11 protein-coding genes are annotated in these 11,158 nt (G+C 64.7%); 1 reads left to right on the top strand and 10 read right to left on the bottom strand.

The annotated features are described in order from the left end of the window. Positions 1-38 precede the first annotated feature (38 nt). The 4 genes from WG922_RS07195 to WG922_RS07180 form a co-directional block, all read right to left on the bottom strand. Entirely contained in the window at positions 39-608 is a 570-nt protein-coding gene (locus WG922_RS07195) for a hypothetical protein (protein WP_340281693.1), read from the bottom strand. Between the two features lie 138 nt (positions 609-746). Beyond that, a complete protein-coding gene (locus tag WG922_RS07190) occupies positions 747-1,508 on the bottom strand; it encodes a BPSS1780 family membrane protein (RefSeq protein ID WP_340281691.1) in 762 nt (253 codons plus the stop codon). Between the two features lie 40 nt (positions 1,509-1,548). Further along, entirely contained in the window at positions 1,549-2,523 is a 975-nt protein-coding gene (locus tag WG922_RS07185) for a homoserine kinase (RefSeq protein ID WP_340281690.1), read from the bottom strand. A 16-nt stretch (positions 2,524-2,539) separates the two neighbouring features. Continuing rightward, complete coding sequence (locus WG922_RS07180) at positions 2,540-2,875, bottom strand: hypothetical protein (RefSeq protein WP_340281689.1); 336 nt, start codon at positions 2,873-2,875, stop codon at positions 2,540-2,542. Positions 2,876-2,932: 57 nt separating this feature from the next. Here WG922_RS07180 and polA point away from each other — a divergent pair, with 57 nt between their 5' ends. Further along, the gene (gene polA / locus WG922_RS07175; RefSeq protein ID WP_340281688.1) at positions 2,933-5,740 is read left to right on the top strand and encodes a DNA polymerase I; all 2,808 of its coding nucleotides are present in this window, start codon (positions 2,933-2,935) and stop codon (positions 5,738-5,740) included. Between the two features lie 62 nt (positions 5,741-5,802). Here the strand turns inward: polA and WG922_RS07170 are convergent, their stop codons facing one another. From WG922_RS07170 to WG922_RS07145, 6 genes are read right to left on the bottom strand one after another with little or no spacing between them, the layout of a single operon-like run. Further along, complete coding sequence (locus WG922_RS07170) at positions 5,803-6,714, bottom strand: type II secretion system F family protein (RefSeq protein ID WP_340281686.1); 912 nt, start codon at positions 6,712-6,714, stop codon at positions 5,803-5,805. Positions 6,715-6,725: 11 nt separating this feature from the next. After that, the gene (locus WG922_RS07165) at positions 6,726-7,712 is read right to left on the bottom strand and encodes a type II secretion system F family protein (protein ID WP_340281684.1); all 987 of its coding nucleotides are present in this window, start codon (positions 7,710-7,712) and stop codon (positions 6,726-6,728) included. Positions 7,713-7,720: 8 nt separating this feature from the next. Further along, positions 7,721-9,118 carry a CpaF family protein gene (locus tag WG922_RS07160; RefSeq protein ID WP_340281682.1) on the bottom strand — a complete coding sequence of 466 codons (1,398 nt, stop codon included), beginning with the start codon at positions 9,116-9,118 and terminating at the stop codon, positions 7,721-7,723. After that, positions 9,118-10,272 (bottom strand): AAA family ATPase, encoded by a 1,155-nt coding sequence (locus tag WG922_RS07155; protein WP_340281680.1) that lies wholly within the window; start codon positions 10,270-10,272, stop codon positions 9,118-9,120. Before WG922_RS07155 ends, WG922_RS07160 begins: the two co-directional genes overlap by 1 nt. After that, entirely contained in the window at positions 10,269-10,721 is a 453-nt protein-coding gene (locus WG922_RS07150; protein ID WP_340281679.1) for a TadE family protein, read from the bottom strand. Before WG922_RS07150 ends, WG922_RS07155 begins: the two co-directional genes overlap by 4 nt. Continuing rightward, positions 10,718-11,155, bottom strand: coding sequence for a TadE/TadG family type IV pilus assembly protein (locus WG922_RS07145; RefSeq protein WP_340281678.1), 438 nt, complete (start codon positions 11,153-11,155; stop codon positions 10,718-10,720). Before WG922_RS07145 ends, WG922_RS07150 begins: the two co-directional genes overlap by 4 nt. Between the last annotated feature and the right edge of the window lie 3 nt (positions 11,156-11,158).

The raw sequence follows: 11,158 nt of genomic DNA, 5'->3' as shown, positions 1-11,158 counted from the left end.
GCATGACCTGTGCAGCCGGTCGTCCGCGTCCAGGCGCTTCAGCCCTCCACGTGCTGCCACTGCTCCTCGGTCAAACCCCGCAGGTAGCCCAGGGCGTCCGGCAGCAGCCCGTGGGCCTCGGCCCACTGAAGCTGGTCGCGCAGCACCATGCGCCTGGCCAGGAACGAGGTCGGCTCCCGCTGATCACTGGCGGCCGGCGGTGGCGGCGGGCGGTCGCCGGCTGGTGCACGCGCCAGCAGCATGTCGTGCAGCTGCTGCCACGCGACCGGTCGCGGGCATACGCGGTTGTAGCGGCGGGCCTCGACCATGGCGTCGTGCAGGCTGAGCGGGCCGGTGGGTGACTGCGGCGGTGCGGCCAGGCGGCCTGCGGGGCCTGCGTGGCCGGAGTCCGGCTGGGTCGGTGCGAAGTCGGTGCCGGGCGTGGGCGCCGTGGTGCCTGCGTGCTGCGGCCCGTCCGCAGGCGACGGCAGGTCGCGCAAGCGCTCGAACTCAGCCCAGGCCGTGGCGGAGTCGAGCTCGAGCGCCGCGGGCACCGACGGCCTGTCTCCCGCAAAGCGCGCGGGCCGCAGGTAGTCCGGCTTGGACGGAGGGCTGCTGTCGCTTTCCATGGTGGTGGGCTCCGGGTGATGGCCCCGCAGCGGCAGCAAGCGCGTTCCCGTGCAAGTTCCCCAGGGGCAGGCGCGACAATGGCACAGCGGATGGGGTGGCGTCAATGGCGGATCTGAGCTCCCGCCAGCCCGTCGCGATCAGGGGGCCTGCTGCTGCTCGGGCGCCTCGACCACGTCCTCGGAGACGAAGCTGTCGCGGAAGGTGAAGTAGATGGAGCAGGAGAACATCGCCGCCAGCATCAGGGCCACCGGCATCATCATCGCCTGTGCCAGGCCGGGCCCGCCCAGAATGCCGCCCAGCAGGCCCATCAGGGAGCCTGCCCCGAGGAACAGCGCCAGCCAGGACAGGCTGAACACGACGTGTGCGCCGAAGTTGCGCACCACTGCAACCATGCTGAAAAACAGGCTCTTGGCGGGGGTGATGCCGTGCCAGTGCACCAGGGCCGGCGCATGCCAGAACATGAGGAAGAGGGGGGCGTGCAGCACCAGGGCCAGCAGCGTGCTGGCGTCGAACTGGCCGGGCTGGGGATCCTGAGGCGCGCCCGCAATGAGCGCAGCGAGGCCCGACGCGACAATGGAGCCGGTGGTGTAGATGGCCCCCAGCACCAGCATGGCACGGGCACGCTGGCGGCCGGCGCGAAAGGCGCTGATCAGCACCGACGGCATCGGGAAGCGGCCGCGGCTGGCCTCGGCGGTGGCAGCCATCAGGCCCAGGGTGGCCGCGGGCACCAGCAGCCCGCCGATCACCACGCCGATGACCGGCACCTGCGACAGCACCAGCACCGCCGTCATGTACATGAAGAACAGCCCCGCCAAGGCCAGCGGCTGCCGGAAGAAGGTGCGCAGGCCCAGCCGGACCCATTCGATGCCGGTGCGCGGCGGGACCACATGGAGTTTCATCGGCTCATGAATTTACCTGACTCAAGCCCGGGGCCTGCTTTCAGGGGTGCAGGGGACGGGCGATGCGCTCGCGCAGCACCCGCTCGAAGTGAGCCGGATCGTGCGGCTGGAGCATGCTGGCTTCGCGGGGCAGGTGAAAGTCCCACAGGCGCGAAATCCAGAATCGCAACGCGCCCGCGCGCAGCGTGGCCGGCAGCAGCTGGCGTTCGGGCCCGGTGAGCGGACGGCGCGCGGTGTAGGCGCCGAGCAGGGCCGCCGCGCGTTCGCCGTCGTGGCGGCCGGTGGCCAGGTCGATGCACCAGTCGTTCAGGCAGACCGCCAGATCGAACAGCCAGGTGTCCACCCCCGCGAAGTAGAAGTCGAAACAGCCCGTGAGCACCGGACCGGCCGGGCCCTGGTCGAACATCACGTTGTCGCGGAACAGGTCGGCGTGGACGGGGCCGCGCGGCAGAGCCGCATAGGCGCTGCCGGCGGCTACGTGGTTCTGGTAGGCGAGCTCGCTGCGCAAGAGCGCGGCCTGCGCCTCCTGGAGATGCGGCAGCACCACCGGCACGGTTTCGTTCCACCACGGCAGCCCGCGCAGGTTGGGCTGCCGGCGGTCGTAGTCGCGAGCAGCGAGGTGCATGCGCGCAAGCACCTCGCCGACTTGCGCGCAGTGCGCCGGCCCGGGCGCCAGCTCGCTGTGGCCGGGCAGCCGATCGACCAGCGCCGCAGGCTTGCCGCTCACCGTGTGCAGGATGTCGCCGTTGCGATCGGCTTGCGGATCGGGCACCGGAATGCCGCGCTCCGCGAGGTGCTTCATCAGATAGAGATAGAAGGGCAGTTGCTCGGGTGTGAGGCGCTCGAACAGCGTCAGCACCCACTCCCGCTGCAGACCGTCCTGCTCGGAGGTGACGAAGTAATTGGTGTTCTCGATGCCGCCCTGGATGCCGCGCAGCGCGCGCAACTCTCCCAGGCGCAGCTCGCGCAGCAGGCGACTCGCCTCGTCGGCGCTGACTTCAGTGAAAACGGCCATGGATGCAGCAGGAGATTCAGAAGCGCAGGACGTTCCACTTGCGCTGCCCGGCGGCGCTGGACGGGCCGTCGCGGGTGTCGGCCGGGCGGCCGCGCGCGGCGGGGTCGGACTGCACCTCGTACTCGGGCATGCCGCCCTTGGGCTGGACGGTGATGCGCTGGGTCTGGCCGCCGTAACGCAATTCGTCGATGCGGTTGGCGGCGTCTTCGTGCTGGAAACGCTCGACCTTCTGGTTGGTGCGGGGCTCCAGCGCCTCGCGCTGCGCCGGCGGGGTGGACGGCGCAAGCGGCGCCTGGGCGGCAACGAGGCCGGCCGACAGGGCGGCACCAAGGAACAGGAGCGGGGAGCGCATCGCCCGATTGTAGGAGCCTCGCGACAGGCCATTCCGAGCGGGCGGCACAATCGCGCCATGTCCGTGACCCTGCCCCATGCACACCCGGCCGACACCAAGACCCTGCTGCTGGTCGACGGCTCCAGCTACCTCTATCGCGCCTTCCACGCCATGCCCGACCTGCGGGCCGTGCCCGGCGATCCGAGCAGCCCGGCCACGGGAGCCATCCGCGGCATGATCAACATGCTGCAGAAGCTGCGCAAGGACGTGCGCGCGGATTACGCGGCGGTGGTGTTCGATGCTCCCGGCAAGACCTTCCGCGACGACCTGTACCCGCAGTACAAGGCCACCCGTTCACCCATGCCGGACGATCTGCGCTCGCAGATCGATCCCATCCACGAGGTGGTGCGCCTGCTCGGCTGGAAGGTCCTGTGGGTGCCGGGCGTGGAGGCCGACGACGTCATCGGCACGCTGGCCTGCGTGGCCTGCGAGCGCGGGGTGGACACCGTGATTTCCTCCGGCGACAAGGACCTGAGCCAGCTCGTCAACGAGCGCGTGGTCGTCATCGACACCATGAACGACCGGCGCCGCGACATGGCCGGCGTCGAGGCCGAGTTCGGTGTGCCCCCGACGCTCATGGTGGACTACCAGACGCTGGTGGGCGACGCCGTGGACAACGTGCCCGGCGTGGACAAGGTCGGCCCGAAGACAGCCGTCAAGCTGCTCAAGGAATATGGATCGCTGGACGCCTTGATCGCGCGTGCCGGTGAGGTCAAGGGCGCGGTGGGCGAGCACCTGCGCAACGCGCTCGAGTGGCTGCCCCGCGGGCGCGAACTGCTCACCATCCGCACCAATTGCGAGCTGGCCGAACACATTCCCGGCTTCCCCGACCTGGAGGACATCGTCGTCGGCGGCCAGGACACCGACAAGCTCAAGGTGTTCTATGAACGCTATGGCTTCAAGGGCCTGGTGCGGCAGCTGGAGACGCACGAAGTCCAGCCGGAGATGCTCAAGACGCAGAAGCTCCAGCCGGTGCGGACCGACGAGCCGGACGACGCGCAGGCGGGGTCGTCGCGCGTCACCAACCTGCAGTACGAGACGGTGAGCGACTGGCCGCAGTTCGACGCGCTGCTCGCCCGCCTCGAAGCTGCGCCGATCGTGGCACTGGACACCGAGACCAATTCGCTCGATGAGATGCGCGCCGAGATCATCGGCATCTCCTTCAGCACCGAGCCCGGCGTGGCGGCCTACCTGCCGCTCGGCCACGCCGGCCCCGATGGTGCGCAGCAGCTGCCGCTGGCCGAGGTGCTGGCGCGGCTCAAGCCCTGGCTGGAAGACCCGGCCCGCGCCAAGCTCGGGCAGAACACCAAGTACGACCGGCATGTGTTCGCCAACTACGGCATCGAGGTGCGCGGCTATGCGCACGACACCATGCTGCAAAGCTATGTGCTCGAAGTGCACAAGCCGCATGGCCTGGCGAGCCTGGCCGAGCGCCACCTGGGCCGCAGCGGCGTCGATTACGAAGACCTCACGGGCAAGGGCGCGCACCAGATCCCCTTCGCGCAGGTCGCCGTGGACAAAGCCGCCGAATACGCCTGCGAAGACGCCGAGCAGACGCTCGATGTGCACCTGGCCTTGTGGCCCAAGCTCGAGCAGGACGCACGCCTGCGCTTCGTGTATGAGCTGGAGCTGCAAAGCAGCGAGGTGCTCTATCGCGTCGAACGCAACGGCGTGCTGATCGACGGCCCCATGCTCGCGCGCCAGAGCGCCGAACTGGGCCAGCGCATGCTGCAGCTCGAGCAGCAGGCCTATGAACTCGCGGGCCAGCCCTTCAACCTGGGCAGCCCCAAGCAGATCGGCGAAATCTTCTTCGGCAAGCTGGGCCTGCCGGTGGTCAAGAAGACGGCAAGCGGCGCACCCAGCACCGACGAAGAGGTGCTGGAAAAACTGGCCGAAGACTTCCCGCTGCCGGCCAAGGTGCTGGAGCACCGCAGCCTCGCCAAGCTCAAGGGAACCTACACCGACAAGCTCGCGCAACTGGCCCACCCGCGCACCGGCCGCGTGCACACCCACTACGCGCAGGCCGTGGCCGTCACGGGGCGGCTGTCCAGCAACGAGCCCAACCTGCAGAACATCCCGGTGAAGACCACCGAGGGAAGGCGCGTGCGCGAGGCCTTCGTCGCTGCGCCCGGGCACGTCATCGCCAGCGCCGACTACAGTCAGATCGAGCTGCGCATCATGGCCCACCTGAGCGAAGACCCGGCCTTGTTGCGCGCCTTCACCGAAGGCCTGGACGTGCACCGCGCCACCGCCGCCGAAGTGTTCGGCGTCGCGCCCGACGCGGTCAGCAGCGAGCAGCGGCGCTATGCCAAGGTCATCAACTTCGGCCTAATCTACGGCATGAGCGCCTTCGGCCTCGCGCGCAACCTCGGCATCGACAACGCAGCTGCCAAGAGCTACATCGACCGCTACTTCCAGCGGTATCCGGGCGTGAAGACCTACATGGACGAGACGCGGCTGTCGGCCAAGAGCCGGGGGTATGTGGAGACGGTGTTCGGGCGCCGGCTGTATTTGCCCGAGATCAACTCACCGAACGGTCCCCGTCGCGGGGGCGCAGAGCGTGCGGCGATCAACGCACCCATGCAAGGGACGGCGGCGGACTTGATCAAGCTCTCGATGGTCAAGGTGCAGCAGACGCTGGAGGCGCAGGGGCGGAGCACGAAGATGATCATGCAGGTGCATGACGAGCTGGTGTTCGAAGTGCCTGAAAGCGAAGTGGCGTGGGTGCGGGAGGAGATTCCTCGCATCATGGCGGGGGTGGCGCAGCTGAGGGTGCCGCTGGTGGCGGAGGTGGGGGTGGGGGGGAATTGGGAGAGGGCGCATTGAGGGGCAAGTTGATTGAAGACTCTTCTGCGGTCGCAGGCTGCCTCCTTCTGCTGACGCGCTGGCTAACCTTTTCCACCCAGTAACGGGAACATCGTACGGACGGCCTGAATCATCACTGGCCCCAACAACACCATGAGAATGGCGGGGAAGATGCACAGCACAAGGGGAAACAGCATCTTCACCGGAATCTTTGCAGCGAGTTCTTCGGCACGTGTCTGTCGCTTGTGACGCAGGTCGTCTGAAAAGACTCGCATGCTGTCGCCGATGTCGGTACCGAACCTGTCGGCCTGTGTCAGCATGCTGGCGAAAATACTGATTTCCTCAACACCAGTGCGCAGCGCCAAGTTCCGCAAAGCCTGTTCTCGGCTGACCCCGGCACGCATTTCAAGGTTTGTAATGAGTAGTTCCTCTGCCACGGCTGGGCTTTTGCGCTCAATCTCATCGGCTACCCGGTTCATGCTGGCGTCCAGACCCAAGCCTGCTTCGACACACACGAGCATCAGGTCTGCGGCGTCGGGGAAGCCCTCGAATACGTCACGCTGGCGACTCCTCACGAGCACATAGAGCACGAGGTTGGGGAGATAGCATCCAATCAATGCAGCGGAGAACACAAACAACAGAAGCTTATACGCTTCACTGTAGTTCGCGCTGCGCAGTAGCGTATAGGTGACGCCTGCTAGAAGCAGTGGAAGCAGCGACTTGGCCGCGAAGTAGAACGCAGGAGCGTCGGGGTGGCGAATGCCTGCGTTGAGCATTCGGATTCTGATGGGCGATGTCTCCCACTCTCCAGAGGGAACAGTCAGGCGGGCAAACCGCGCCGCCGCTTTTGCTGCCGTCTCGCTCCATCCGCTCTGCTGCTTGATCGGGACGGTATCTTGGAGACGCTGTTCCACTCGCGATGGCGATGCCCACACGAGAATGGCTGCGAGCGCCAGGACGCAACTTAGAAACACCAGGAGTGAGAGAACGAGCATGGTGACTCCAGTCAAACGCGAATGCGAGTTATGCGCCGCAGAAGCAGCGCGCCGAGGGCCATGACAGGAAGCACGTACTGGAGAATCTGTATGCCCAGCGGATCAGTCCATAGCGGGCTCATGAACTTCGGGTTGAACGCGTTCAGTACTGCTGCGAGCGCGAAGGGCAGCAAGCCCATGACCCAGCCCGACAAGCGACTTTCAGCCGAGAGAACCCGTACCTTGGCCTGCAACTTGAAGCGTTCTCGCATGAGTCGGCTAAGGCTGGTGAGAATCTCGGCGAGGTTCCCTCCGGACTCGCGCTGAATCAACACTGCCACGACGAAATAGCGCAAATCCATCAGAGGAATGCGGTCTGCCATATTGGTCAAGGCTTGCTGCTGGCTCACGCCATAGGTCACCTCGTCGTGCATGACCCGGAGCTCGCCGGCAATCGGCTCCGGCAACTCCTCTCCACCCATCTTTATGGACGAAGAAAAGGCATGCCCAGCCCGCAGCGCTCGTGCGATCAGGTCCAGCGCATCAGGCAGTTGTCGTTCCAGGGTGCTCAAGCGACGAGATCGCTTCCAACGCACGACTGCCAGAGGCAAACCAAAGAGCACGCCGGCTGCCAGTATTCCGAACACCGTTCCAGGAAATAGCGCTGAGAGGAACATCCAGCCTGCAGCCGCCAACGCGATAGAAGCCAGCAGCATCCCCGTTATCGTCCAGGAAAGCCCGGCTTGCCGGATCTGCGCGTCCAGCGTGCGTGCGGCACCGAACGAGCTCAAGCTTCGCTCCAGGGGCGATGCGTCTCCAAAGGAGCCCCGCCGCAAGATCGACTGGCGATCGGCGACCTTCGCGTGTGCGAACGCTTCCATCCGCGCGTTAAGTTTGCGAGCGGCCGGTCCACGAGCCGACCGCCATAGCAGGTACCCGGCTTCTGCGAGGAGCAGGACCGCAACGAAGACGAGTACCGACACCACGGCAACGCTGTTGGAAAGCAGGTCGAACAGCATGGAGCCCCCTACTGGTAGTGGCGTGTCGGATCGAACATTTGCTCGGACAGCTGGACTCCGTACGCCCGCAGCCGATCACTGAGCTTCGGTCGCACTCCTGTGGCGGCGAAATGTCCCACCACAAGCCCGTCTGGGCCAACACCTACCTGCTTAAAGGTGAAAAGTTCCTGCATCGTCACAACGTCCCCCTCCATGCCGGTGACCTCCTGGATGCTGGTCACCTTGCGGCGGCCATCGATGAGCCGGGATACTTGCACGACGAGGTTGAGTGCTGATGCGATCTGTTGACGCGCGGCCTTATGTGGCAGATTTAGGTTGGCCATGCCAATCATGTTCTCGAGCCGGGCCAAAGCATCGCGAGGCGTATTCGCGTGGATCGTGGTGAGTGAGCCCTCGTGCCCTGTATTCATGGCCTGCAGCATGTCGAACGCTTCGGCTCCACGAACCTCCCCAACGACGATCCGGTCTGGGCGCATCCGCAGTGCATTGCGCACCAGTGCACGCGGGGTAATTTCGCCGCGTCCTTCGATGTTGGATGGGCGGGTTTCGAGGCGGATGACGTGACGCTGCTGCAACTGAAGTTCTGCGGCATCTTCGATCGTCACGACACGTTCCCCGTCCGGTATGTAGCTGGACAGGATGTTCAGGAAGGTCGTCTTGCCCGCACCCGTACCTCCCGAGATCAGCACGTTCACCTTGGCCTTCACCAGGCCCTGAAGCAAATAAGCCATCTCCGGCGTAAGTGTCTTGAGCCCCTCTCCGACGAGGTCGTCCATGCGCAGCGGCGTATGCGCGAAGCGCCGAATCGACATCATGGGACCGTCGATTGCGATTGGCGGAATGACGGCATTCACGCGCGAGCCGTCTGGAAGACGGGCATCGACCATCGGACTCGATTCGTCAATTCGGCGGCCGACGAGTGACACGATCTTGTCGATGATGCGCAGCAGGTGCGCCTCGTCCTTGAAGGTGATGTCCGTCGGCTCGATGCGACCCCGACGCTCCACGTAGATCTGGCGATACGAGTTGACGAGGATGTCGGACACCGTGGGGTCGGCCATGAGCAGCTCCAACGGTCCGAATCCCATCATCTCGTTCTGGATGTCCCGCACGAGCGACTTGCGTTCTGCGTCGTTGATCGCCACCTGCTCTTCCGCAATCAAACGTTCAGCCGCCGTTGCGATCTCCTGTCGCAACGCAACGGCGTCCAAAGACTCCAGCGCCATCAGATCGAACTTCTCGAGCAGCTTCAGGTGCAGACGGCTCTTGAGTTCCTGATAACTGCTTGATCCGGCTGACGCATCTGCCGGTTTGGGCGCTCGGTCCGATGCCGGGGCTCCCAGCTTCTCGCGCAGACTGGCACCGCCCGCGCGGCGCTTTTCACCAAGAACAGTTGCTAGTGTCATCATGCGGCCTTGAAGAACCGGCCAAAGAGTCCCTTTGCTCTCTCCTGCCGGGGTTGAACGGTTTGTGCGAACTGCGCAATCTGGCGAGCAATCTGGTGCGAGCGAGCCGTCTTGGCCAGAGGTTCACCCTGGTTGATCGACGCGCGGACATCGCGGAACGAATTCGGAATGGTGTGCACCTTCAGCCGTCCAAGGCTTCGCTGGACGTGATCTACCCCGATCTCGGAGCTGCGCTCGTGCCGATTGAGTATCAGCTCGGATTTTTCATCCGCATAACCGAGCCCTCGAAACGCTTCGAGAAGACGGCTGGCGTGACGCACGTCCGGCAGGGCGGACTGGAGTACCAGGTAGATGCGTTCCGTAGCATCGAGCGCCCGCACGATGACTGGATCCAGCGAACGCGGGAGATCGAGCAGGACGAAGTCATATTGCGTCGTTGCAAGTGCGAGGAGCTTGTCCACGTGCTCGGGCTGGATCTCTACTGCCTGCCCCATGTCATCCGGCGCCGCAAGGATGCTAAAGCGCGGCGACACACGCGTAACGCTCGAAGCAAGCAGGGTTGCGTCCAGCCGTGTGATATCCCTGGCGACTTCAGCCACGGTCGAAGTGGGTTTGCTGTCGTGCACGAAGCTCAGTGCGTCGCCGAATTGAAGGTTCAAATCGATCAGCAATACGCTGTGCCTCTCGGTCAGGGACCATCCGAGGTTAGAGGCAACGAATGTAGCCCCCGCGCCTCCTTTCGGTGCCATGAAGGAAAGTACCCGGCCTTGCTGCAGCTGGGCGGCAGGCCCCTGGCGTCGCGCGGTGATGCGTTCGACCGCGGCGTAGAGCGCCGGCGCTGCCGGCGGGGAGGGAAGTACCTCGCGGACCCCGGCGCGCATGGCGCCTATCAGGAATTCCGGTGTATGCGTCGCACACAGAAGCAGGACGGCAGTCTGCGGGTGCGCATTTGTCACCTGTTCAACCTGTTGAAGCTCCGACACGTCGCAACACATGCCATCCACCAGAACGATGTCTGGATGCTGTTGCTGCACCACTTCCACAAGCCGGCTCTTCCCTCCCGCGCTGGATGTCACCTGATGCCCCACGGCCTTCAGTCGAGTTTCCAGTTCTGCGAGATGTTGTGGGTTCGGTGAAATGATGGAAATGTTCATGATGTGGAGTTGCAGAGAATGGAGTCACTGTGGTCGTCCTGCCGCATCACCTCGCGCGGCAGGTAGGTCTGAAACCGTGGCATCGCGAACGTCGGACGGACCAGTGTTCCGACCATGGGCGTAATCCACTGGAAATTCAGGTTCTCGATGCCGACGGTGACACCCTGGCAGGTCTCTGGCGTGCATGCCGGTGGGTCCCAGACGATCGAAATATCCGCGATGTGGGGCAGCACCCCACGCATTCGCGAACGAACTGCATCGCTATGCGCACTGGTGTTGTCGTGGCACACAACGGCGAAACGCGCTCCGGCACGCGTCGCCTCGTTGGCCGCGCCCCACATGAAGAGCATTCGGGAGAAATCCACAATGCCGAGAAGAAAGGTGAGGAACAGGATCATCACCATCGCGAACTCGATCGCGGTGGCTCCCCGCTGATTGGTCCGGTTCATATGAGGGGGCTCGGCATGGTTGCACTGATGATCGGAAACGGGATCATGCCGAGGTCCACCCAGAACACCGTGCCCCAGAGCGGCACGAACTGGTAGCCCTGAATCCGCACCGTTACCACGTTCACCGTGGGCGCCGCACCGATGACGGACCACACAGGCTCGTCAACATGGGTGGCGGAGAGTCCCGGCGCAAGCGGCTGCGTGCCCGGTGTGGTCGTGCCATAGACGATGAGGTTCGTTGCCTCCTCGACGCCGGTCCCAGGCATCTGGACAGAAAGGTAGCGGGCTGCATCCCGCACCGCCTTCGTCAGCGTGTTGTACTGGTAGAACGCCCTGCTGAATTCGATGGTCACCAGCATGAGCGTCAACAGGAAGGGCACGACCAAAGCGAACTCAACAAGCGCCACGCCACGCTGCTTGTTCGTAGTAAACATGGC

This window comes from Ramlibacter sp. AN1015 (genome assembly GCF_037726105.1).
Taxonomy (GTDB): Bacteria; Pseudomonadota; Gammaproteobacteria; order Burkholderiales; family Burkholderiaceae_C; genus Ramlibacter.
The sequence above is the reverse complement of the archived record's forward strand: the minus strand, read 5'-3'. Positions and strand labels throughout refer to the sequence as shown.

Coding starts and splice junctions, on each gene's coding strand:
- WG922_RS07195 (WP_340281693.1), bottom strand. CDS start 608: ATGGAAAGCGACAGCAGCCCTCCGTCCAAGCCGGACTACCTGCGGCCC.
- WG922_RS07190 (WP_340281691.1), bottom strand. CDS start 1,508: ATGAAACTCCATGTGGTCCCGCCGCGCACCGGCATCGAATGGGTCCGG.
- WG922_RS07185 (WP_340281690.1), bottom strand. CDS start 2,523: ATGGCCGTTTTCACTGAAGTCAGCGCCGACGAGGCGAGTCGCCTGCTG.
- WG922_RS07180 (WP_340281689.1), bottom strand. CDS start 2,875: ATGCGCTCCCCGCTCCTGTTCCTTGGTGCCGCCCTGTCGGCCGGCCTC.
- polA (WP_340281688.1), top strand. CDS start 2,933: ATGTCCGTGACCCTGCCCCATGCACACCCGGCCGACACCAAGACCCTG.
- WG922_RS07170 (WP_340281686.1), bottom strand. CDS start 6,714: ATGCTCGTTCTCTCACTCCTGGTGTTTCTAAGTTGCGTCCTGGCGCTC.
- WG922_RS07165 (WP_340281684.1), bottom strand. CDS start 7,712: ATGCTGTTCGACCTGCTTTCCAACAGCGTTGCCGTGGTGTCGGTACTC.
- WG922_RS07160 (WP_340281682.1), bottom strand. CDS start 9,118: ATGACACTAGCAACTGTTCTTGGTGAAAAGCGCCGCGCGGGCGGTGCC.
- WG922_RS07155 (WP_340281680.1), bottom strand. CDS start 10,272: ATGAACATTTCCATCATTTCACCGAACCCACAACATCTCGCAGAACTG.
- WG922_RS07150 (WP_340281679.1), bottom strand. CDS start 10,721: ATGAACCGGACCAATCAGCGGGGAGCCACCGCGATCGAGTTCGCGATG.
- WG922_RS07145 (WP_340281678.1), bottom strand. CDS start 11,155: ATGTTTACTACGAACAAGCAGCGTGGCGTGGCGCTTGTTGAGTTCGCT.